Source organism: Bradyrhizobium sp. 4 (genome assembly GCF_023100905.1).
Lineage (GTDB): Bacteria > Pseudomonadota > Alphaproteobacteria > Rhizobiales > Xanthobacteraceae > Bradyrhizobium.
The window spans coordinates 6,180,720-6,202,376 of the sequence record NZ_CP064686.1; the positions used below are offsets into that span (position 1 = coordinate 6,180,720).

Below are 21,657 nucleotides of genomic sequence, written 5' to 3' on the forward strand. Positions count from 1 at the left end.
GAGGCGCATGAAGAGAGAAAGCCGCGGCATCCAGTCGATCGAGGTCGGCGGCGAATTGCTCCGCGCCCTCGCCCGCAGCGGCGAGCCGATGATGCTGCGCGATCTCGCACGCGAGGCCGGCATGACGCCGGCCAAGGCGCATCCCTATCTCGCCAGCTTCTCCCGCATCGGCCTGATCGAGCAGGACGAGACCACCGGCCGTTACGAGATCGGCGCGCTGGCGCTGGAGCTCGGCCTGATCAGCCTGCGCCGCCTGTCCGGCGTACGCATCGCAGGACCGAAGATCGCGGCGCTCGCAAGTCAGATCGGGCATGCGGTCTCGCTCGCGGTCTGGGGGACGCACGGCCCGACCGTGGTGCAGCTCGAAGAACCCGGCCAGCCCGTTCACATCGTGATGCGCGCCGGCTCGGTGATGGCGCTGCTGGAGACGGCGACCGGCCGGGCGTTTGCGGCCTTCCTGCCGGAGAAGACGATCAACGCCGCACTCGAAAGCGGCCTCGATCGTCACGGCGTCGGCTACAATCCTAAGCGCGCCGTGAAAGGCGCGAAGCTCGCCGAGATGCTCACCGAGGTCCGCAAGCACGGCCTCGCCCGCGCGCTCGGCGACCCCCTGCCCGGCGTCAACGCATTCTCTGCGCCGGTGTTTGACCATTCCGGCCATGTCGCGCTGGTGATCACCGCGATGGGGCCGGAAGGCACTTTTGACGCGCGGTGGGACAGCCCGATCGCCCATGCTTTGCGCGATTGCGCGGGCGGCATTTCGAAACGGCTTGGTCACGGGATGACGGCTGCAGCGGAGTGAGGGGCTGGCTGCCCGCACAACTACGGCTGTCATGCCCCGCGAAGGCGGGGCATCCAGTACGCCGCAGCCACTCGGTTCAATCACGGGCGTCACGGAGTACTAGATCGCCCGCCTTCGCGGGCGATGACACGGGAGAGTGCGGCGACCTTGCCCCCTATTTCTCCTTCACCGGCACCGTGTAATTCAGAATGAGCCGACCGCCGTCTGGGTAGATGGTCTGCCCAGTGATGTAGGAGGCATCGTCGCTCGCAAGAAACGCCACGACGGAGGCCACCTCGCCCGGCTCGCCGCCGCGGCCGGCCGGCGTGCGTGACATCACGGTCTTGCGGGCATCCTCCGAGGTGTAGATGGACGATGCCACCATGTCGGTCAGAATCGTTCCCGGCCCGACCGCGACAACGCGAATATTGTGCGGAGCGAGTGCGACGGCTGCGACCGAGGTGAGCTGCTTCATGCCGCCCTTGGACATGGCGTAGGTGGCAAGCGCCGGGATTGCCAGCAGTGCATTGACCGAGGACATGTTGATGATGACCCCGCCGCCACCTTGCGCAATCATCTGCTTGGCCGCCGCCTGCACACCGAAGAATGCGCCCTTCAGGTTGATGCCAATGATCTCGTCGAATTCCTCTTCGGAGATCTCCAGGAGGTCCCGGTTACGAGCGACGCCGGCGTTGTTGACCATGATGTCGAGCCGGCCGAACTCCTTCACGGCCGTTGCGACCAGTTGGTCGACATCGGCACGCTTGGCGACATTGCCGACGACGGTACGCAAGGCATCCGGTCGCGCGAGTTCGGCGGCCGTCGCGGCCAAACCGTCGGCATCAACATCCGAGATGACGACTTTGACGCCGTCGTCCAGGAATCGTTTTGCGCAGGCCTTGCCGATGCCGCGCGCCGCGCCGGTGATGGCGGCGACCTTGCCGGTTAGTTTCATGGTCTCACTCCAGGATAGCTGCTTGGAGCAGACTGTCGCCGGGTGAGACCCGGCTCAGGCCGCCGCGAAGCCGAGATGAGCACGGAACCGGTTTTTGATAAAGACAGCATCGCGCGAGGGCAGCGAGCGCGGCGGATTTTCCGCCAGGACCTTGATGACAAAAAGCCGCGGGCCATCGGCCGTCTCGTCGAGCTGCGTCGCCAGACGTTCGACTTCCTCGAGCGTCCGCACGGTTCCAGCAGCGGCAAAGCCGCAGGCCACGGCAATCGCGGTGAGATCGACGCCGCGCCCTGTGTGGCTTGCCTGCATCCCCGTCTCGCCAAAATGCTGGTTGTCGATCACGACGATGTCGAGATTGCGCGGGCGTGCGACTCCGATGGTGGCGATGCCGCCGAGGCCCATCAACTGCTCGCCATCCCCGGTCAAAGCGAGGACGCGCTGTCCCGGCTGGGCTTGTGCGAGGCCAAGCCCGATCAGGGCGGCGCCGCCCATGGCGCCCCAGAGATAGAAATTGCCATCATGGTCGCCGACCGAATGAAGGTCATAGGTCGGCGAGCCGAGGCCGGACACGACCAGCGTGTCCTTGCGATTCTTCAAGAGCGCGGCAACGGCGGCGCGGCGGTCGAGCTGGGCTTGCATTGAGATCACCACTTCTTCTTGCCGATCAGGCGCTGTCCTATCAGCACCGCGATCTGCTGATCGGAATCGTAGGCGAGCGCTGCGGCCGATTCGACCGTCTCGACCAGATCTTCCGCCGTCTCCGCGCGCATCACCTTCAGGCCGATCGCTTCCAGCGAGGGCTGGGTCGCTCGGCTCATCGGCACCTGCCAGGGATTGAACTCGGCCCATTCGCCGCGCATCGTCACCAGCATCAGCAGTGGAAATCGTCCGATCGCCGACAGCGAGAGCATGTTGATGCAATTGCCGACCCCGCTCGACTGCATCAAGAGCACGCTACGTTGGCCGCCGAGCCAGGCGCCTGCGGCGATGGCGACGCCCTCCTCTTCCGTCGTCAGCACGTTGGTGGTGACGTCGCGGTCGGCCGAGAACAGGCTGATGAGCTGGCTGTGGCCGGCATCGGGGACGTAGGACATCTGCCGCACGTCGGCGGCCTTCAGGATGCAGTAGAGCTCGGACGGCCAAGCGTCTGCGCGCGTGTCGGGATTGGATTGAAGGCTGTGCACCGCTTGTCTCCGTGGATTTCGAGCAGCACTCTAGCGATGTTCAGGCGCCAAAGCTCTGACCGTCTGGCGCGATCAGGTATCGAGGGATTGTATAGCTGCTGCCGTTCGCATGAGTTCAGCGAGAACGATGCGCATTGCTGCGCCATGGCAGCTTCTCGACCTTTAGCCAAACCGACGCGGGCGCAGTCCGGCATGAAACCAGGTGATCATGGAATAGATGTCATACACGGGCAATCCAACTTCGGCCTGCAAAGCTGCCGCATAAGGCGGCATGTTGGTGCATTCCAGCACGATCGCGCCGACATCCGGGTTCCTGGCGACCAGCTCCTTGCCGGCCTCGACCACGTCACGTTCCGCCTGCGCGATATCCATGTCGTCCTTCTCGGCCTTGATCAGGACGCGGAAGAATTCCTTGCCGTGCTCGGTGCCGACCAGCGGCGTATCGAGCGGCACGCCGGCACCTGCGAGATGGGCCGGCGTCAAGGATGAACCGGACACCGTGACGAGGCCGACGCGCTTGCCCGGCGGCAAGGTCGCCTGCACCCACGGCACCTGCATCAGTGACGAGGTCGCGACGGGAACGCCGACCGCGGCTGCGATCTCCTTCTGGAACAGAGAGAGGAAGCCGCAATTGGTGGTGATGGCTTCGGCCCCGAGCCGCACTAGATCCTTTGCCGCATCGATGAAGTCAGGCAGCAGACCGGCCGCACCCTTCAGCACCACCTTCTCCGGCGAAGCCCCACCCACCACGCGATAGAGCACGGGGAAAGGCCAGGTGGTGCCGTTGCCCATGTCGCCGGGAATGCGGGGAAAGCGCGCCTCCAGCATCAGGATGCCGAGCGGCGCCCCATAAATGGCTTTGCCGCCGCGGGCGATTCGGGGGGACGAGTTGGCTGGAGCGGTCATGATGCGATCTCAGAGAAAACGATCGGGCGAAAACGGTGCGAGCGGAATTTCCGGCGGCTTGCCGCTCAGAAGCTGGGCGACGAGACGGCCGGTGCGGGCCGAACCGACCAGGCCGATATGGCCGTGGCCGAAGGCATAGACGATGTCGCGCGAGGCGCGCGCGTAGCCGATGCAGGGACGTCCGTCCGGCATGCTGGGCCGATGGCCAAACCAGGTCTTGATACGCGAAGCCGGAATATCCGTCGGCAGTTTCGGGAACATGCTGAAGAGGTTGTTGCGCAAAATCTCGGCGCGCTTCCAGTTGGGCTCGGCCTCGAGGCCTGCGATCTCGACCGTCCCCGCGGCGCGCAAACCCTTGTCGGTCCAGTTCACCACCATCTTCGCATCCGAGGCCATCAACGAGCTGCGCGGGCCCGTTTCCGGATTCTCGATCATGACGTGATAGCCGCGCTCGGTCTCCAGCGGCAGCGGATCGCCGACGGATGCGGTGAGCCGCTTCGAATGCGCACCGGCGGCAATCACCGCGGCATCGCACGCAATCTCGCCGGTCTCGGTCAGGACAGCCACGAGCTTGTTGTCAGATAGCTTCAGCCCGATTGCCTTGGCGCGCACAAGCTTGGCGCCGCTTGCCAGCGCATGTTGCGCGAGGGCCGCGACATAGGCTCCGGGGTCGCGGCAGCGCCCGGCCTCTTCCACCACCACGCCAAACGTGTAGCGCGGATGTAAATCAGGCTCGCGCTGACGCATCTCGTCGGCCGAAAGCTCCAGCCATTCGATGCCGACGCGCTTGCGCACGCGCCAGCCGAGATCGTTGTCGAAATTGCCGCGTGACGGGAAGACATGCATCACGCCGTTACGTTCGATCAATTCAGGGACGCCCGCCTCCTCCGCGAGCTTCCTGTGCAATAGCGGCGCGTCCTTCAGGAGGTCGCGCAGCGCAAATGCCGTCGTCTCGACCCGCGTCTCGGTCCAGCCCGACAGCAGATACTTGATCAGCCAGGGCAGCACCTTCGGCAGATAAGACCAGCGGATCGCGAGCGGCCCGAGCGGATCCATCAGATAACCCGGCACCTTCTTCCAGACGCCGGGCTCAGCCGGCGGGATCACCGAATGCGAGGAGAGCCAGCCGGCATTGCCGTAACTCGCCGCCTGTTCGCCACCGGGCTCGCCCGGATCGATCAATGTGACGCGATGTCCCTCGCGCAGCGCCTCGATGGCACTGATCACGCCGACCGCGCCGGCACCGATGATGGCGACGTGGCGGCCCTCCGACATCGCTTAAGCCTTCACCGCAGGGGCAAAGTCCTTGCCGACCGACATCGCCCGCGGATCGATGATGCAGTGGAGGATCGACGGCTTGCCCGAGGCGAGCGCACGCTCGAAGGCCGGCGCGAACTCTTCGGTGCGCTCGACGCGCTCGCCGTGGCCGCCGAACGCTTTTGCATACATCGCGAAATCCGGGTTCTTGAGCTGGGTGCCGACCACGCGACCGGGATAGTCGCGCTCCTGGTGCATGCGGATGGTACCGTATTGCGCATTGTCGACGACGATGACGACGAGGGCCGCGTCGTACTGCACGGCAGTCGCGAACTCCTGCCCGTTCATCAGGAAGCAGCCGTCGCCGGCGAAAGCTATGACGGTACGGTCCGGATATTGCCGCTTCGCGAGCACCGCGGCCGGCACGCCATAGCCCATCGAGCCCGACGTCGGAGCGAGCTGCGCCGCAAAACTGTGGAAGCGGTGATGGCGATGGATCCAGCCGGCATAATTACCGGCGCCGTTGCAGACGATCGCGTCCTTGGGCAGGCGATCGCGCAGCCAGGTCATGACTTGTCCGTACTGGAACGTGCCCGGCAGCTCGCGCGCCTTCTCGGTCCAAGCGAGATAGTCGGCATGCGCCTTGGCGGCCTCGCCTTTCCAGGCAACGGCGCCTGCCGGCTTCAGGGTCTCGACCGCGGCCGCAAACGCGGCGGGCGTGGCCTGGATCGCGACCTCAGGCTGATAGATGCGGCCGAGCTCCTCGGAGCCGGGATGAACGTGGATCAACTTCTGCCGCGGGGTCGGAATGTCGAGCAGCGTGTAGGATGAGGACGGCATCTCCGACATGCGGCCGCCGATGAGCAGAACGACATCGGCGTTGTCGATGCGCGCCTTCAGGCCCGGGCTCGGGCCGATGCCGAGATCGCCGGCATAGTGCGAGTGATCGGCGTCGATCAGCGAGGCCCGGCGGAACGAGGTCGCGACCGGCAAGTCGAAGCGCTCGGCAAAGCGCGCGATGCTCCTGGTCACCTCATCGGTCCAGCGCGAGCCGCCGAGAATGACGAGCGGTGCCTTGGCGCTCGCAAGCATGGCGCCAACGCGCTCGATATCGGCGGGCGCCGGCCAGCTCACCGCCGGCTCGATCCGCATGGCGTCCGCAACGGCAGCAGTCTCGGTCAGCATATTTTCGGGCAGCGAGATCACGACGGGACCGGGCCGGCCCTGCATGGCGACGCGGAAGGCGCGCGCGACCAGCTCCGGAATGCGGTCGGGACGATCGATCTCGACCGCCCATTTCGCCATGGTGCCGAACACCGCCTTGTAGTCGAGCTCCTGGAACGCCTCGCGCTCGCGCATGCCGGTGTCGACCTGACCGACGAACAGGATCATCGGCGTGGAATCCTGCATCGCGATGTGGACGCCGTGGCTGGCATTGGTGGCGCCGGGGCCGCGGGTGACGAAGCAGATTCCGGGGCGGCCGGTGAGCTTGCCATAGGCCTCCGCCATCATCGCCGCACCGCCCTCGGCGCGGCAGATCATGACGTCGATCGGGCTGTCATGCAGCGCGTCGAGCGCCGCAAGGTAGCTCTCGCCCGGCACGCAGGTGACGCGCTCGACGCCTTGCGCGACTAGCTGATCAATCAGGATCTGGCCCCCGGTGCGGGTGTTGCGAATGGTCATGACGGCTCCCTCAAGGCTTTGGCAATGCGTTTCGCAGCTTCGCGAAAATTATGTTCCGGGCTGGCGTAGGACAGCCGGAAACAAGGTGCAAGGCCGAAACCGCTGCCCGGCATTACGGCCTCGTCATGCCTCTTCGGCAAATAGCGGCGGCAGCCATGCCTCTCTCGGACGTCGACCTGGGAGCGGGCCCCCTTGCCGTCATGCCCCTTTGCGCTGCCGCGCGCTTGCCAGCAGCACCAGCATGAACGAGGCCGCGGTCATCAGCGTCGAGATGGCGGCGATGGTCGGGTCGATCTCGTCGCGGAGCGCGGTGAACATGCGCTTGGTCAGGGGCTGATACTGGCCGCCGGAGATGAAGAGCGCGACGATGGTCTCGTCCATCGCCGAGATGAAGGCGAAGATGCCGCCAGCGACCACGCTGGACTTGATCTGCGGCAGGGTCACCGCGAAGAAGCTGCGCAGGCGGTTCATGCCGAGGCTGCGCGCCACCATCTCCTGCGCCGGGTCGAAGCTCTGCAAACCCGCCAGCACCGAGATGATGACGTATGGCAGGCCCAGCATCACGTTCGCCAGCACCAGGCCCGGCAGGGTCGCGACCAGGCCGACTTTGGCATAGAGGAAGAAGATGCCCACCGCAGTGATGATGATCGGCACCACCAGCGGCAACAGCAGCGCCACGTGGATGACGCGCATGATGCGCAGCTTCGACTGGCTGATGGCGTAGGCGGCGGCAACGCCGAGCGGCGTCGCGATCACCACGGTCAGGAGAGCGACCGTCAGCGTCACCCGCGTCGCCTGCATCCAGGCGGCGTTGGAGAAATACTGCTGATACCAGCGCAGCGAGAACGACGGCGGCGGGAAGGTCAGGAAGCGCGCGCTGGAGAAGGAGATCGGCGCGATAATCAGCACCGGCAGGATCAGGTAGACCAGCACCAGCGCGCTGATCACATAGAGGGCAATCCGGGCGGGCGACAATCGTGTCATTTCTGCCCCAATATGCGATCGAGCGAGATGAAGCGGCTGACGGCGAAGAAGATCGCGAGCACGCTTAAGAGCAGCACGACGGCGACCGCGCTCGCGGCGCCAAACTGATTGTAGAGCTCGACATTGCGGCTCACCAGCATCGACACCATCACCGTGCGGCCGCCGCCGAGCAGTTCCGGCGTGATGTAGAAGCCGAGGCAGAGCACGAACACCATGGTGCAGCCTGCGAGCACGCCCGGTAGCGACAGCGGCAGGAAGACGCGGACGAAGGTGAGCGACGGGCTCGCCCCCAAGCTGGCGCCGGCCTGCATGAGATCGCTCGGAATCTTCTGCATGGTGGCATAGAGCGGCAGCACCATGAACGGCAACAGGATGTGTACCGTCGCAACCACGGTGCCGAAGGTGTTGTGCACCAGCGCGAGCGGTTCGCTCGTCACATCGAGATAACGCAAAAGCTGGTTGATCACACCGGTGCGCTGGAGCAGCGCCAGCCAGGCATAGGCGCGCACCAGCACACTGGTCCAGAACGGCAGCACGACCAGCGACAGGATGAGAATGCTCCATCCTTTCGGCACCGAGTTGGCGAGGTAGGCCACGGGATAGCCAAGCAGCAGCGCGATTCCCGTGACCGCGAGGCTGATCTCGAAGGTCAGCGCAAAGCTGCGCCAGTAGATGTCTTCGGTGAAGACGCGGCGATAATTCTCCAGCGTGAAGCCGTCATGGTAGATCGACTGCCAGGCGAGCCAGCCGACCGGCAGCACGATCAGAGCCAAGATCACCAGCAGCGCAGGCGACACCAATGCCAGCATCAGCGCATGCTCGCGGCGCTGATGCTTTTGCGATGGATCTGGCATGGATCTCGTCAATGCGGTCTCGCTTGGCTTACTTCTGCATGAACGACGCCCAACGCTTCTCGGCGGCTTCGCCGGCCGGCGAGGACCACCAGGCGTAGGACATCAGCGCCTGCTTGGCCGCATTGGCGGGCTCGCTCGGCAATTGCGCGGCGCGCTCGGGCTTGATCACGCCGGTATCGAACGCCTTGGGATTGCCCGGGCCGTAATCGATATTGAGCGGCAGATTGGCCTGGTGCACGGGATCGACGGCCTCGTTGAGAAATTTGACTGCCGTCTCGAGATTCGGCGCGCCCTTGAGGATGCAGAGCGAGGTGCTTTGCAAAACGCCCTGGTTGTAGGTGAAAGCGACCTTGGCGCCTTCCTTCGCGACTGCGCTGACGCGACCGTTCCAGGCCATCTCCATATCGACCTCGCCGTCATTGAGAAGCTGCGCCGACTGTGCGCCGGAGGTCCACCACACCGTGATGTGCGGCTTGATCTCTTCGAGCTTCTTGAAGGCCCGGTCGACGTCGAGCGGATAGAGTTTGTCGGGCGCGACGCCGTCGGCCATCAGCGCCGCCTCGAGCGTGGCGATCGGATGGTTGCGCAGCGCACGGCTGCCGGGGAATTTCTTGACGTCCCAGAAATCGATCCAGCTGTTCGGCGCATCCTTCGGGAACGTCTTCTGGCTGTAGGCCAGCACGCTGGAATAGAACTCGTACGACACCGAATAGGGATTGCGATAAGCCTCCGGCATCGCCGCTGCGTTGGGGATCTTCGAGAAATCGAGCTTCTCGATCAGCCCCTGCTCGCCGCCGCGCAGGCAATAGCCGGTTGGAGTATCCACGACGTCCCAGATCGGCTTGCCGCTACCGACTTGCGTCTTGATCGCGGGCCAGGCATCGGGAATGGAGTCCTGGTTGATGGTGATGCCGAGCTTCTTGGCGGAGGGATCGAGAATTGCCACCGTCTGCGCCTGCTGATAGGCGCCGCCCTGCGAGACGAAGGTGATCTGTTCGGCAGCGGCGGCGATGCCGGTTGTTGCGAATAATCCGAGCGATCCGCCCAACAACGCGTAGCCAAATCGAATATCTCGTTTCGTCGTCATCCTCGCCTCCTCTGTCACCAATTAAACGTCATTGACCGATCGCATCGAGAAGCTGGTACCAGCCGGCGACCATGCGCACGGCAGGCTCGCGCAGCGGATAGAACGGGATGGCTCTCAATCGCCGCGCGTCGAGCAGCCCAACCTCTGGCGTCTCGCCGCGCACGAAGGCGGCGAGATAGCGGCCCATCAGGCTCGACATCGCCACGCCCGCGCCGTTGTAGCCCATCGAGAACAGCGTGCGGTCGTCGAGCCGGCCGATATGCGGCACCGAGTCCAGCGTCATCCCGACCAGGCCCGACCATTTGTAGGCGAGCGGGAGGTCAGCGAGATCCGGGAAGATGCCGACCATCGCCTTGCGCAAAGCGTCGAAGGCGGCTTCCGAATCTTGCTTGCCGAACGCGCCGCGGCCGCCAAAAATCACGCGGTTGTCGACCATGCGGAACCAGCGCATCATGCGCTTGGTCTCGGTGTAGGTGCGCCCGGTCGGCATCAGGCTTCCCGCGAGGTTGCGCGGCAGCTTGTCGGTTGCGATGATGGCGCTGCGGAACGGGATCAGCGTGCGCTGCATGTTCGCGGTCGCGTCGGTGAGGTCGGAATAGCTGTTGGTGGCGATGATCGCCTGCTTTGCCCGCACCGCGCCCTGCGGCGTTTCGGCGACGATGCCGCCGTTGTCGCGCCGGAGCCTTACGACCGGCGATTCTTGGAAAATATTCACGCCGCGGCGCGCCACGCCATCGGCAAGGCCGCGCAGATAATTCAGCGGATGGATGCCGCCGGAGCCGGGATTGAGCACGCCGCCGACGAAGATGTCGGAGCCGGTCTCGTCGCGCACTTGCCCCTTGTCGAGGATGCGGACCTCCGCATCGCCCATCTCGCGTTTCATCCAGTTGGCTTCGTCGATCGCGGCCTTCAGGGTCGTCTCGTTGTGGGCGGCCTTGACCTGGCCGGTGCGCGTCAACGCGGCACTGGCGATGCCAAATTCGGAGACCAGCTCCTCGACGATATCTGTGGATTCATGCGCGATCCCGTACATGCGCTGCGCCATGGCGCGGCCGTGCACGGCGTCGATCTCGCGGAACGAGAGGCGGAACTTTGCGGTGATCACGCCGCCATTGCGGCCACTCGCGCCCCAGCCCGGTCGGTTTGCTTCAAGCACGATCGGCGAAAGGCCACTCTTGGCGATGTGGTGCGCAGCGGACAGGCCGGTATAGCCCGCACCGATGATCACCACATCCGCCTGGTGCTCGCCTGACAGGGCCGGAAACTCGCGCGCGGGCTCGGCCGTGGCTGCCCACAGCGAGTTGGCCGATGGCAGCGCGTTCCGGTCCCGTGTCATGCCACCGCTCATGCCCTACGCCGCCGGCCCGATGGCCGCATCGGCAAGCGCTTTCAAGGTCGGAAAATGGAAGTCCGGCTTGGTCAGCGTCTCCACGGCCGGTGTGCCTCCGAAGCCGGCCATGCCCTGACGACGCTCGATCCAGCACACCTTGTAGCCGAGTTTCCGCGCGATCCCGATGTCGTGATACTGGCTCTGCGCGACGTGAAGGATATCGGACTGCTTGTAACCGAAAGCAGACTGGCGCCCCTTGTTGTACGCGAAAAACTCCGGATCGGGTTTCGCAACGCCAGTCTCGTCGGCGCACACGGTATCGTCGAAGGGATTGCCGAGCGCATGCGCGTAACAGGAGAGCGCGACCCGGTCGGCATTGGTCATCGCGACCAGGCGGAATTTCGTGCGCAGGCGTTTGAGTGCCTCGACCGAGTCCGGGAACGGTCCCCAGCGCAGCACCGCGAGTTGGAAGACGTCGCAGGAGGCGTCATCGGCCTGTAGCCCGAGCTCCTTGGCAAGATAGCGATAGACATGAAACATCACCTCGCTCGAACGCTCGTGGTGCTTGTCGCGACCGCGCTTGTAGGATTCGAAGATCTTGTCATCGCTGAGCTCGGCCGGCGACTTGCCCGAGATCCGGCGCACCGCGGAGAGCACGCCGGTCTCGAAGTCGATCAAGGTGCCGACGACGTCGAAGGTGAGAACCTTGAAATTGCTGAACGAGGCTGTTGACGACATTTTTTTGGCTTCTTCTCTCGGTTGGACAAGGCTTGGGTTCAGTCCCTCACCCTGGGCACGACGATGGTGTCCTCGGGATGAAGGGTCACGGTGAGACTGCCGCCGAGCGGCGGGATGCGGCTGTAGGCCTGGTGATAGCTCGCCTGGCGCAGGCTGAGCCCGATGCCATCGGCAAGCGCCAGGAAGATGCGGAGGCTCTCGCCCTGATAGACGATGTCCGTGACCGTGCCGGTGAGCCGATTGCAGGCGTTGTCCGGCGCGCCGTCGTCGATCAGCAGCTTTTCGCTGTGCACGGCGAGCATCAGCGCGTCCCCGTCGGGAATGGCCCGGGCGCTGCGCAGAAGGACATTGCCGAGCGCAACGCTGGAGGCGTCGACGCGACGCACGGGAAGCATCGTGGCCTCGCCAATGAAACTGGCGACGAAGGAATCCGTGGGATGATCGTGCAGGCGCTCTGGCGCGTCGATCTGGATCAGCCGGCCGTCCTTCATCACGGCGACGCGGTCGCTCATGGTCAGCGCTTCGCGTTGATCGTGGGTGACGTAGATGATGGTGGCGCCGATGCGCTTGTGCAGCGAGCGCAGCTCGATCTGCATGGATTCGCGCAGCTGCTTGTCGAGCGCGGACAGCGGTTCATCCATGAGGATCAGCCGCGGCTCGAAGATCATGGCGCGTGCGAGCGCCACGCGCTGGCGCTGGCCGCCGGAGAGTTGCGCGATACCGCGCTCTTCGTAGCCGGCAAGGCCGACCATCGAAAGCGCCGCGCGCACCTTATCCGGCCAGGCCGCCTTCGGCAGCCGTCGCGCGCGCAAGGGAAAGGCGACATTCTCGCCGACGCTCATATGCGGGAACAGCGCGTAGTTCTGGAACACGACGCCGATGTCGCGCTTGTGCGGCGGCATCCAGGTGACGTCGCGGCCGCCGAACAGGATCGTTCCGCTCGATGGCAGGATGAAGCCGCCAAGGATGCCGAGCAACGTGGTCTTGCCGGAACCGGAGGGGCCGAGCAGCGAGACGAACTCGCCGGCCGCGACATTGAGGGACACGTCGTCGAGGGCGCGAACGGCGCCATAGGCCTTGCTCGCGGATCTGATCTCGACGCTTTCCGCTCGTTTGTCCAACGATCGACCTCGCCATGTCCCTACATGGCGTGCCTCACTGCGCGCCATAAGCCTGCTTTATAGACAGGACATTTGAGCACTTACGGTCGAAGCGTGCACCGCACCAACTTCTTCGCTCGCGAGCCCTGTCTTTAGGCTGTCATGTCGATGACACCAGACTTGGCAAAACTCGGCAATTGCCAAATTCTCACCCGGCTCATAACATGGTGTTATGCCCGAGCTGCGCCGGATGCTGCCCTCAAGTAACGCCCTGTTCGTCTTCGACGCAGCGGCGCGCAATGGCAGCTTCACGGCTGCGGCCGCCGAATTGAACGTCACCCAGCCTGCGGTGAGCCGGATGCTGGGTCAGTTCGAGGACCATCTCGGCGTCCGCCTGTTCGACCGCAAGGCGGGACGCGCCGTGCTCACCGAGGAAGGCGAACTCTTGTATCGCCGCGTGCTCGAAGGCTTTCGCAGCATCGAGAGCGGGCTGGTCGAGATCGAGCGGCGCCGCAAGGGCACCGAGACGGTGACGCTGTCGGTCTCCTCCGCCTTCACCACGCATTGGCTGATGCCGCGCATCGACAAGCTGCAGCGGCAATTCCCTCAGGTCGATTTGCGCTTTCAACTGATCTCCGGCGCGCTCCGCGGTCCGGTGGAAAATGTCGATCTTGGCATGCGCTTCCGCGATCGCGAGGAGCCGTCATCCGGCGGCACGCTGGTGATGAAGGAGGTCATGCTGCCGATGTGCAGTCCTGCCTATCTCGGCGAAACCGATCCCGCCGAGGGCAACACCATCATTCGGCTCGCCGAGACGCCGGGCGACTGGGCCGCGGATTACGCATCGCTTCTCACGGGGCGCCGCGGTGCGGCCAAGGCGCTGAGCTTCACGGACTATGCCGTCGTGATGCAGGCCGCCCTGCTCGGCCAGGGCATCGCGCTCGGTTGGCTGACGGTCGCCTCGCACTGGCTGTTGACCGGCGCGCTGGTGCCGGCCTCCGACACGCTCACCACCACACGCCGCATCTGCGAATTCCTGCCGCCGCGCAACCGGCCGATGCGTCCCATCGCCGCCGAGATCCGCGACTGGATCACCGCGCAGATGAAAAGCGAGATCGCCGCGATCGACCGGCTCTATCCGAAGCTCGGCGCGATGGCGGCTTGCTACTAGCGCGTTTTCGGGCGAAGTGGACCGGTTCACGTGAAGAAAACGCATCAAAACCGAAGTCTAGGCGGGTGTCAGCGCGGCACAGTAACGATCGGGCAGGTGATCGCCGATCCCCGCCGGCAGCAGCACCGTGAGCCTGCCGACGACATCCGACCGCGTGTTCTCGGATACGCCGCTGAGGAGATTGCGGACCTGCTCACCAATTCCAGCATTCGCCATTGGCTCATCCGAACCAACATTCGTCGTGAGCTGGCTACCGCTGAATTTGGCGCCGCGTGCACAGGCGAGATAACGGCCGACGTGATGAAAGCCAAGCCCAGGCGGAGGCACGGTCGGGACGATGTCGGTGCCGTGCACGAGACGATAGGTCGTCCTGCCGAACGTACCGTTGTAGAGGGCGACGAAATCGTCGCGGCCCACGCGCGGACAACCGTAAAGATAGATCTGCGCATCCGCGAGCTGGAGCTGCTCCCGCGCGAAGTCCGCCGTTGCCACCGCGATCGCGGCGCCGAGGCTGTGCCCAGTGATGAAGATCGGTGATTTGCGCGCCAGCGCTGCCGCCAGTGCGCTCTTCACGCCGTCCCACACGGCCGCCGCCGCATCGACGAACCCCTGGTGCACGGGCGCCTTCGGTCGGCCAAGCGTGAAATCGCTGACCCAGTTCAGGAGATGAAGCGGGTCGGTGCCGGCGAAGGAGACAATGGTTGCGTCGCCCTTGCTCGCGATGATCCCGCGCGTGTCGGTCAGCGGCAGCGTCGAATGCGCCGGTTGGCTCAGCAGCTTGACACCGGACAGATCCCAGAACGGAGAGATCCTATTGATGGTGTCCGGCACATGGGTCTCGTAGGCGAGTTGCGACATCCACATCATCGCGCGAGCGATGTCGAGATCAAAGCCGGTTGATGTCTCGTTGAATTTTGCAAATGCCCGCCTGTCATATTGATCGGGAGGGAGTTCGACCAGAATGCTCACATCAAGCTCCTAAATGGCTTATTGCTGCAATCCGTCGATCGAAAACGGAATGGCGCTACCTTCGCATATGGCTGGAACTTTGACAATCTGTGCGCGTGCCCGGGACGTATTCTGCCTTCCCGCTTAAGAGGACAAGGTTGAGACGAGGCACCTCTCCCTCCGCGTCATTGCGAGCGTAGCGAAGCAATCCAGAGTCTCTCCGCGGAGGGATTCTGGATTGCGTTGCCGCGCTCGCTATGACGGTGTGGATAGAGTTTTGGCCTCTATCGATGCTCGATCGCGCGGATCGCACCGCGGAGCTCGGCGAGGCCGCGGAGGCGGCCGATCGCGGTGTAGCCCGGATTGGTGCGCTTGGTCGCCGCGAGATCGTCGAGCATGCGATGGCCATGATCGGGCCGGAATACGATTTGCCGGTCGGGCGAACGCCGCGCGTTCTCCTTCAGCAGCGCCTTCAGCACCGCGACCATGTCGACGTCACCGTCGAGATGATCGGACTCGTAGAAGGACAAACCATCCGCTTCGCGCTTGGTCGCGCGCAGATGCGCAAAGGCGATGCGCGGACCGAAGCGTTCAGCCATCGCGGGAAGATTGTTCTCGGCGCGCACGCCGAGCGACCCCGTGCACAGGCAGATACCATTCGCCTTCGACGGCACGGCATCGAACAACGCCTGATAGTCGTCGGCGCTGGACGCGACGCGCGGCAGGCCGAACAGCGGGCGCGGCGGGTCGTCCGGATGCAGCGTCAGCGAAACGCCGAGCTGCTCGGCGACGGGCGTGACGCGGCCCAAAAACTCGGCGAGATGCTGCCGCAGAATTTTTGGCGTGACGTCGCGATATGTTTCGAGCCGGTCGCGGAATTGCGGAATGGTCATCGGCTCGGTGGTCGAGCCCGGCAGCGCGCTGGCGATGACCATGACGAGATAGTCGATATCGGCCTGGCTCATCTGGTCGAACAGCTTTTTCGCGCGGGCCTGCTGCTCGGATGAGTATTCCTGGATAGCGGCGGGACGCTTCAGGATGTGCAGCTCGAACGCAGCAAAGCGATCCTGGTCGAAGCGCATGGCGCGGGCGCCGTTCGGCAGCTCCCATTCCAGATCGGTGCGACACCAATCCACGACAGGCATGAAGTTGTAGCAGATGATCTTGATGCCGGCGGCGGCAACCGCCTCCAGGCTGGCGATCCACGTCTCGATCGAGCGCGTCGCCTTGGCTCCAAGACGCTTGACGTCGTCGGGGATCGGAATCGATTCCACCACCGACCAGGTCAGCTGTGAGCGGCCGGGCTGGCCACGCTCGATGAAGTTCTTGCGCTCCTCGACCGCCTTGCGCGTCCAGGGTTCGCCGATTGGCACCTGATGCAGCGCCGAGACGATGTCGCTCGCCCCGGCCTGCCTGACATCGTCGAGCGAGACCGGATCATCCGGCCCGTACCAGCGCCATCCCTCTAGCATCATGCCCATTTTCTCCGATCAGTTCGCGGTCAGCACGACCTTGACGCTCTGCGAGCGGTCGAGCGCCAGCCGCAGCGCTTCCGGCGCGGTGGACAGCGGCCGCTCGGCGGTCACCAGCGACAGCACGTCAACACTGCCGTCCGCGATCAGTTCTACCGCGGTCATGAACTCGAGCCCGAACCGGAACGAGCCGCGCAACTCGATCTCCTTGGCCATCACCGCATTGGCGGGCACCGGAATCTGGCCACCCGGCAAATTGCCGATCTGTACGACAACACCGCCGCGCCTGACGATACCGATCGCACTGGCAAGGCCTGCAGCCGTGCCCGAGACTTCGAAAGCGACATCGTAGGGGCGCGACGCGGCCTGCGCCTTCAGGCCTTCCTCGCCGGCCGAGACATTCTCGACGTGAGAAGCGCCGAGCCGGGTCGCAAAGGCCAGCGGCGCCGGCGCGATGTCGGCCACCGTGATGTCGGTCATGCCGGCGCGGCGCGCGGCGAGCATGGTCAGAAGCCCGATCGGACCGGCACCGAAGATGATGCCGCGCTTGCCTTCGATGTTGCCGGCACGCGCGACGGCGTGCAGGCAGACCGCGAGCGGCTCGGCCAGCGCCGCAGCCTGATAGGACACATGATCGGGGATCTTCACGCACTGCGCCGGAACCGCGTCGAAATAATTGGCGAAGCCGCCCTGCATGTGCGGAGTCTTCGAGGCCGAGCCCATAAAGTAGATATTTTCGCAGAGGTTTTGCCGGCCTTGGCGGCAGGCGCCGCAATGGCCGCACCAGCGCGACGGGTTGACGGCAACGCGGTCGCCGACCTTCAGGTTCGCCGCGGAGCCCGCGATCTCCACGACCTCGCCGGAGATCTCGTGGCCGAGCACCAGCGGCGATTTCACCAGGAAATCGCCGGTCCGGGCATGACGGAAATAATGCATGTCCGAGCCGCAGATGCCGCCGGCGCCGAAACGGAGGCGCACCATGCCTTCAGCGAGCTTGTCAAGCGGATGCTCGACCATGCGCAGATCTTCGGGGCCAAACAGGGTTGCGGCGAGAGCTGTGGATGTCATTTGGAAAGTCCCATGTATTTTGGCAGCCAGAGGGTCAGTTCGGGAATGTAGGTGATCGCGATCAATGCGAGCATCAGCGGCACCAGCCAGGGCAGGATCGCCACCGTCGTGCGCTCGACCGAGAGTTTTGCGACGCGCGCGAGAACGAACAAGACCATGCCGAGCGGCGGATGCAGCAGGCCGATCATCAGGTTCAGCGTCATGATCAGACCGAAATGGATCGGGTCGATGCCGAGCTTGAGCACGATCGGCAACAGGATCGGCACCAGAATGGTGATCGCCGCCGTGGTGTCGATGAAGCAACCGACGAACAGGATCAGGACGTTGGCGAGCGCCAGGAACACCCATTTGTTGTGGGTGATGCTGAGCATCCAGTCCGACAGCATCTGGGCTGCCTGCGACACCGTCAGCAGCCAGGCAAAGATCGAGGCTGCGGTGACGATGAACAGAACCGACGCCGTGGTCTCGATGGTGTCGAACGTCGCCTTCGCGACCGTTTTCATCGTCATGGTGCGGTAGCGTACCAGGCCGAGGAACAGCGACCAGATCACGGCGGCGACCGCGGCTTCCGTCGGGGTGAACCAGCCGAGCGTCATGCCGCCGATCAGGATCACCGGCGCCATCAGCGCCATCACCGCGGAGAAGTCGAAGTACCAGTCGATCGCGAGCAGCGCGAACAGGCCGAGACCAACTGCCCAATTGGTGGAGAGACCGGCGACCGTCAGAAGCCAGACGGCCATCGGGAAGCTCAATACGACGATGATCTCGAGCCCCGCCGATCCCAATTGCGGCCAGGAGAACGGCGTATCGCTGCCCCATTTGTTCTTGTGCGCGAAGTAGGTGACGGTGGCCATCATGAGCAGCGTCAGCACGACGCCTGGAATGACGCCCCCAAGAAACAGCGCGCCGATCGAGACGTTCGCCATCATGCCGTAGATCACGAAAGGCAGCGACGGCGGGATGATGGGCCCGAGCGTGGCGGACGCCGCGGTGACGCCGACGGAGAATTCCGTGGAGTAGCCGTGGTCCTTCATCGCCTTGATCTCGATGGTACCGAGACCCGCGGCATCCGCGATCGCGGTGCCGGACATGCCGGAGAAGATCACCGAGCCGATGATGTTGACGTGGCCGAGGCCGCCGCGCATCCAGCCGACCAGCGCGACGGCGAACTTGTAGATGCGCCCGGTGACGCCCGCGATGTTCATGAGATTGCCGGCCAGGATGAAGAACGGCACGGCGAGCAGCGGAAAGCTCTCGACGCCCGCGATCATGCGCTGCGCCAGCGTGACGTCGGGCGTCACGCCGCTGACCAGGATGTAGAGCAGCGACGACGCGGCCATGGCGATGGCCACGGGAACCCCGAGGAGCATCAGGATGAGGAAGCCTCCAAGCAACAGCAGCATAAAATTACCCTTCAAAACCGTCGTAGGCGCCGGGACGCTCGAGGATCGAATAGCCCTGTCGCAAATGTTGCACCGCCACCTGCAGAGAGCGCACGAACATCAGCACGAAGCCGAGCAGCACCGCATAGTAGACGTAATCCTTGGGAAGATTGATCGTGGTCATGGATTCATCGCCGATGATCTGGATGTAGACCCAGACCAGCTTGATTGCGTAGCCGAAGAAGGCGATCCGGATCAGGTCGATCACCGTCGACAACACCCGGGCCACGAGGTGCGGCAGATAGCGATAGATCAGATCGACCTGGATGTGCCGCGACAGCCGCACGCACATCGATGAGCCGATGAAGACCACGCCGATCAGGCAGTAGGTCGCGATCTCCTCGGTCCAGGCGTAGCTGTCGTTGAGCACATAGCGGGTAAAGAACTGGAGGAAGACGGCAAGCGCCATCACCCAGAAAATCGCCAGCGCGACCCAGTCCTCAAAGGCGTAGATGCCGAGATCGACCTTCGGCGCCGCCTCTTCCTCGAAGGTGTGGGCGATCTCGTCCGCGGTGATCTGCCGGTGCGTTTCGGCGGTGGACATGGGTTGCTCCTCAAACTGATCACGTCGTTCCGGGATGGTGCGTCAGCACCAGACCCGGAACCTCGAGATTCCCAGGTGCGCAATTGCGCACCTGAGGTTCGGTCCTGCGGACCGCTCCGGGATGACGACTACGTCGTCACTTCACCGCCTGAATGCGTTCCCAGTCGGCCTTGCGATAGCCAAACGTCTCGAACGCGACGTTCTTCAGCACGGTGTCGCGGAACTCGTTCTTGTCGACCTCCGTGACGGTCAGGCCCTTCTCCTTGAAGAAGGCGACCAGCTTGGCCTCGTTCTGCTTGATCTCCGCGGTCGCCTTGGCGGCTGCCTCCTGCGCGACGTCGGTGAAAATCTTCTTGTCCTCATCGCTGAGCTTCTTCCAGAGCGCGCCGGCCACCACCGTGTTGAGATGGTCGACGATGTGGCCGGTCAGCACGATGTGCTTCTGCACCTCGTAGAACTTCTTGGCCTCGATCGTGGTCAGCGGGTTCTCCTGCGCCTCGACGGTGCCGTTCTGGAGCGCCAGATAGACTTCGGCGAACGCGATCGGCGCGGTGTTGGCGCCGCAGGCGCGCGGCATCGCCAGATAGGCGGGAACGTCGGGCACGCGCATCTTCAGGCCCTTGAGGTCGGCACAGGTCTTGATCGGCTTGTTCGACGAAGTCTGGCGCACCCCGTAATAGGTCACCGCGACGATGTGGTGGCCGCTCTTGTCCTCATAACCCTTGGTGAGCTCCTTGAAGATGTCGCTCTTGGTGTAGGCGAGCAGATGATCGGCATCGCGGAAGGTGTAGGGATAATAGGTGACGCCGATCGGCGGAAAGCTCTTCGCGGCAAAACTCGAGCCGGAGATGATGATGTCGACCGAACCAAGCGAAAGCCCCTGGTTGATGTCGGCCTCCTTGCCGAGCTGCGAGGCCGGATAGACGTCGATCGCATAGCGCCCGTTGGTGCGCTTCCCGATCTCCTGCGCGGCCCAGACCGACGCGGTGTGGAACGGCTCCGAGGTCTCGTAGACATGGGCCCATTTGAGCTTGGTCTGCGCCGTGCCGGCGCCAGTCGTAGCAATCATCGCCGCGGCCGAGACCGCCAGCACCATTGTCATCTTTTTTAACACTGACTTTCCTCCATCTTTCAAGTCTGCTTCTTTTAAATCTGCTTCTTGTCAGCCCGTCCCCAAGGCGGGTGCGGGCCGCACAATGTCATCGCTGTCGCGCGCTGCTGCTCGCAGCTCGCTTCTTCTTCGGCGCACGTTCCGGTTTTGACGGCTTTGCCGTCGATCGCGCGGTGCGCCCGGAAGACGGTGCTGCCGCTTTCTCGGCGCCGAAGTTCTGCGCAAAGCGCTCCTGGGATCGCGCGAGATGATCGCGCATCGCGTCGCGAGCCGCTTCAGGATCGTGTGCGGCGATGGCGTCGCGCACCGCGCGATGCTCGTCGAGCGCAGTGCGCCACGTGCCCGGGCTCTCGAAATAATGCGCAAGCTGCGCGAAATAGGGATTGAGGCGCTGGTCGAACAACTCGCCGACGACACGGACCAGAACGGCATTGCCGAGGCTTCCGGCGATCGCGACGTGGAAGGCGCGGTCGTGGACCATCGAGGCTTCGCCGGGGTGTTCTACATTCTCCATCGCGACAAGGGACGCATCGATGCGGGCAACGTCGTCCTTCGTCGCCACGCGCGCGGCTTCTTCGGCGATGGCACTTTCCAGGAACTCGCGGGCGCGCAGCAGCTCGAACGGGCCCTCGATGACGGAAGCAGGCGCGGTCGCCGCAACCGCCGCGGGCTCGATCACATAGATGCCGGAACCGACGCGGATGCGGAGGCGGCCCTCGACTTCGAGCGCGATCAGGGCTTCGCGCACCGTCGGCCTGGAAATCCTGAGCTGCTCGGCGAGTTCGCGTTCGGTCGGCAAGCGGCTGCCGACCGCGTACTCGCCGCTGTCGATCAGGCTTCGCAATTGATCGGCGACTTGGCGATAAAGCCGTCTCGCCTCCACAGCTTCCAGCGGCACGCTGGTCCTCCCGAAAGGGTCATGCCGGCAGCTCTCGCTGCCCGCGGCCCGCCAATTTTGGAAAATTGGTCTTACCAATTGACCGCAGCATTGACCGAGGATAGGCGCCATGTCAAGCAGCGGCCAAACAAGAGGAGAGACGAC

21 protein-coding genes are annotated in these 21,657 nt (G+C 64.2%); 2 read left to right on the top strand and 19 right to left on the bottom strand.

Annotated elements, in window-relative coordinates; translation table 11 throughout:
- Positions 1-7: 7 nt before the first annotated feature.
- A complete protein-coding gene (locus tag IVB45_RS29455; protein WP_247358408.1) occupies positions 8-802 on the top strand; it encodes an IclR family transcriptional regulator in 795 nt (264 codons plus the stop codon).
- A gap of 154 nt (positions 803-956) precedes the next feature.
- Here IVB45_RS29455 and IVB45_RS29460 read toward each other — a convergent pair whose 3' ends face one another.
- The 12 genes from IVB45_RS29460 to IVB45_RS29515 all read right to left on the bottom strand — a co-directional run bounded on the left by IVB45_RS29460 (position 957) and on the right by IVB45_RS29515 (position 12,880).
- The gene (locus IVB45_RS29460) at positions 957-1,736 is read right to left on the bottom strand and encodes an SDR family oxidoreductase (RefSeq protein WP_247358406.1); all 780 of its coding nucleotides are present in this window, start codon (positions 1,734-1,736) and stop codon (positions 957-959) included.
- A 54-nt stretch (positions 1,737-1,790) separates the two neighbouring features.
- Positions 1,791-2,375, bottom strand: coding sequence for a thiamine pyrophosphate-dependent enzyme (locus IVB45_RS29465; RefSeq protein WP_247359175.1), 585 nt, complete (start codon positions 2,373-2,375; stop codon positions 1,791-1,793).
- A gap of 5 nt (positions 2,376-2,380) precedes the next feature.
- Positions 2,381-2,920 (bottom strand): thiamine pyrophosphate-binding protein, encoded by a 540-nt coding sequence (locus IVB45_RS29470; RefSeq protein WP_247358404.1) that lies wholly within the window; start codon positions 2,918-2,920, stop codon positions 2,381-2,383.
- 162 nt (positions 2,921-3,082) lie between these two features.
- A complete protein-coding gene (locus IVB45_RS29475; RefSeq protein WP_247358402.1) occupies positions 3,083-3,826 on the bottom strand; it encodes an aspartate/glutamate racemase family protein in 744 nt (247 codons plus the stop codon).
- A gap of 9 nt (positions 3,827-3,835) precedes the next feature.
- The gene (locus tag IVB45_RS29480) at positions 3,836-5,101 is read right to left on the bottom strand and encodes an FAD-binding oxidoreductase (protein ID WP_247358400.1); all 1,266 of its coding nucleotides are present in this window, start codon (positions 5,099-5,101) and stop codon (positions 3,836-3,838) included.
- 3 nt (positions 5,102-5,104) lie between these two features.
- Positions 5,105-6,766 (bottom strand): thiamine pyrophosphate-binding protein, encoded by a 1,662-nt coding sequence (locus tag IVB45_RS29485; protein ID WP_247358397.1) that lies wholly within the window; start codon positions 6,764-6,766, stop codon positions 5,105-5,107.
- A gap of 198 nt (positions 6,767-6,964) precedes the next feature.
- Complete coding sequence (locus tag IVB45_RS29490; RefSeq protein WP_247287794.1) at positions 6,965-7,750, bottom strand: ABC transporter permease; 786 nt, start codon at positions 7,748-7,750, stop codon at positions 6,965-6,967.
- Positions 7,747-8,604 (bottom strand): ABC transporter permease, encoded by an 858-nt coding sequence (locus IVB45_RS29495; protein WP_247287793.1) that lies wholly within the window; start codon positions 8,602-8,604, stop codon positions 7,747-7,749. Before IVB45_RS29495 ends, IVB45_RS29490 begins: the two co-directional genes overlap by 4 nt.
- 28 nt (positions 8,605-8,632) lie before the next feature.
- Positions 8,633-9,691, bottom strand: coding sequence for an ABC transporter substrate-binding protein (locus IVB45_RS29500; RefSeq protein ID WP_247358395.1), 1,059 nt, complete (start codon positions 9,689-9,691; stop codon positions 8,633-8,635).
- Between the two features lie 28 nt (positions 9,692-9,719).
- Positions 9,720-11,027, bottom strand: a complete 1,308-nt coding sequence (locus tag IVB45_RS29505) for an FAD-binding oxidoreductase (protein ID WP_247358393.1) — start codon at positions 11,025-11,027, stop codon at positions 9,720-9,722.
- A gap of 15 nt (positions 11,028-11,042) precedes the next feature.
- The gene (locus IVB45_RS29510) at positions 11,043-11,759 is read right to left on the bottom strand and encodes an HAD family hydrolase (RefSeq protein ID WP_027570518.1); all 717 of its coding nucleotides are present in this window, start codon (positions 11,757-11,759) and stop codon (positions 11,043-11,045) included.
- 38 nt (positions 11,760-11,797) lie between these two features.
- Positions 11,798-12,880 (bottom strand): ABC transporter ATP-binding protein, encoded by a 1,083-nt coding sequence (locus IVB45_RS29515; RefSeq protein ID WP_247287787.1) that lies wholly within the window; start codon positions 12,878-12,880, stop codon positions 11,798-11,800.
- A 211-nt stretch (positions 12,881-13,091) separates the two neighbouring features.
- On the opposite strand from IVB45_RS29515, the gene IVB45_RS29520 reads away from it, so the two are divergent.
- A complete protein-coding gene (locus tag IVB45_RS29520) occupies positions 13,092-14,030 on the top strand; it encodes a LysR family transcriptional regulator (protein ID WP_027570516.1) in 939 nt (312 codons plus the stop codon).
- Positions 14,031-14,087: 57 nt separating this feature from the next.
- Here the strand turns inward: IVB45_RS29520 and IVB45_RS29525 are convergent, their stop codons facing one another.
- The 7 genes from IVB45_RS29525 to IVB45_RS29555 all read right to left on the bottom strand — a co-directional run bounded on the left by IVB45_RS29525 (position 14,088) and on the right by IVB45_RS29555 (position 21,513).
- Complete coding sequence (locus IVB45_RS29525) at positions 14,088-14,999, bottom strand: lipase family protein (protein ID WP_247358391.1); 912 nt, start codon at positions 14,997-14,999, stop codon at positions 14,088-14,090.
- Positions 15,000-15,262: 263 nt separating this feature from the next.
- Positions 15,263-16,453 carry a mannonate dehydratase gene (gene uxuA, locus IVB45_RS29530; protein ID WP_247358390.1) on the bottom strand — a complete coding sequence of 397 codons (1,191 nt, stop codon included), beginning with the start codon at positions 16,451-16,453 and terminating at the stop codon, positions 15,263-15,265.
- 15 nt (positions 16,454-16,468) lie between these two features.
- On the bottom strand, positions 16,469-17,518 hold the full coding sequence (locus IVB45_RS29535; protein WP_247358389.1) for an L-idonate 5-dehydrogenase: 1,050 nt from the start codon (positions 17,516-17,518) through the stop codon (positions 16,469-16,471).
- A complete protein-coding gene (locus IVB45_RS29540; RefSeq protein ID WP_247358388.1) occupies positions 17,515-18,921 on the bottom strand; it encodes a TRAP transporter large permease in 1,407 nt (468 codons plus the stop codon). Before IVB45_RS29540 ends, IVB45_RS29535 begins: the two co-directional genes overlap by 4 nt.
- A gap of 4 nt (positions 18,922-18,925) precedes the next feature.
- Positions 18,926-19,504 (bottom strand): TRAP transporter small permease, encoded by a 579-nt coding sequence (locus IVB45_RS29545; protein ID WP_247358387.1) that lies wholly within the window; start codon positions 19,502-19,504, stop codon positions 18,926-18,928.
- 136 nt (positions 19,505-19,640) lie between these two features.
- Entirely contained in the window at positions 19,641-20,600 is a 960-nt protein-coding gene (locus IVB45_RS29550; RefSeq protein ID WP_247359173.1) for a sialic acid TRAP transporter substrate-binding protein SiaP, read from the bottom strand.
- Between the two features lie 103 nt (positions 20,601-20,703).
- Positions 20,704-21,513, bottom strand: coding sequence for a FadR/GntR family transcriptional regulator (locus tag IVB45_RS29555; protein ID WP_247358386.1), 810 nt, complete (start codon positions 21,511-21,513; stop codon positions 20,704-20,706).
- Between the last annotated feature and the right edge of the window lie 144 nt (positions 21,514-21,657).

Excerpts from the sequence above, each read along its gene's own strand:
- IVB45_RS29455 (WP_247358408.1), top strand. The coding sequence starts at position 8 with ATGAAGAGAGAAAGCCGCGGCATCCAGTCGATCGAGGTCGGCGGCGAA.
- IVB45_RS29460 (WP_247358406.1), bottom strand. The coding sequence starts at position 1,736 with ATGAAACTAACCGGCAAGGTCGCCGCCATCACCGGCGCGGCGCGCGGC.
- IVB45_RS29465 (WP_247359175.1), bottom strand. The coding sequence starts at position 2,375 with ATGCAAGCCCAGCTCGACCGCCGCGCCGCCGTTGCCGCGCTCTTGAAG.
- IVB45_RS29475 (WP_247358402.1), bottom strand. The coding sequence starts at position 3,826 with ATGACCGCTCCAGCCAACTCGTCCCCCCGAATCGCCCGCGGCGGCAAA.
- IVB45_RS29480 (WP_247358400.1), bottom strand. The coding sequence starts at position 5,101 with ATGTCGGAGGGCCGCCACGTCGCCATCATCGGTGCCGGCGCGGTCGGC.
- IVB45_RS29485 (WP_247358397.1), bottom strand. The coding sequence starts at position 6,766 with ATGACCATTCGCAACACCCGCACCGGGGGCCAGATCCTGATTGATCAG.
- IVB45_RS29490 (WP_247287794.1), bottom strand. The coding sequence starts at position 7,750 with ATGACACGATTGTCGCCCGCCCGGATTGCCCTCTATGTGATCAGCGCG.
- IVB45_RS29495 (WP_247287793.1), bottom strand. The coding sequence starts at position 8,604 with ATGCCAGATCCATCGCAAAAGCATCAGCGCCGCGAGCATGCGCTGATG.
- IVB45_RS29500 (WP_247358395.1), bottom strand. The coding sequence starts at position 9,691 with ATGACGACGAAACGAGATATTCGATTTGGCTACGCGTTGTTGGGCGGA.
- IVB45_RS29505 (WP_247358393.1), bottom strand. The coding sequence starts at position 11,027 with ATGACACGGGACCGGAACGCGCTGCCATCGGCCAACTCGCTGTGGGCA.
- IVB45_RS29510 (WP_027570518.1), bottom strand. The coding sequence starts at position 11,759 with ATGTCGTCAACAGCCTCGTTCAGCAATTTCAAGGTTCTCACCTTCGAC.
- IVB45_RS29520 (WP_027570516.1), top strand. The coding sequence starts at position 13,092 with ATGCCCGAGCTGCGCCGGATGCTGCCCTCAAGTAACGCCCTGTTCGTC.
- uxuA (WP_247358390.1), bottom strand. The coding sequence starts at position 16,453 with ATGATGCTAGAGGGATGGCGCTGGTACGGGCCGGATGATCCGGTCTCG.
- IVB45_RS29535 (WP_247358389.1), bottom strand. The coding sequence starts at position 17,518 with ATGACATCCACAGCTCTCGCCGCAACCCTGTTTGGCCCCGAAGATCTG.
- IVB45_RS29540 (WP_247358388.1), bottom strand. The coding sequence starts at position 18,921 with ATGCTGCTGTTGCTTGGAGGCTTCCTCATCCTGATGCTCCTCGGGGTT.
- IVB45_RS29545 (WP_247358387.1), bottom strand. The coding sequence starts at position 19,504 with ATGTCCACCGCCGAAACGCACCGGCAGATCACCGCGGACGAGATCGCC.
- IVB45_RS29550 (WP_247359173.1), bottom strand. The coding sequence starts at position 20,600 with ATGGTGCTGGCGGTCTCGGCCGCGGCGATGATTGCTACGACTGGCGCC.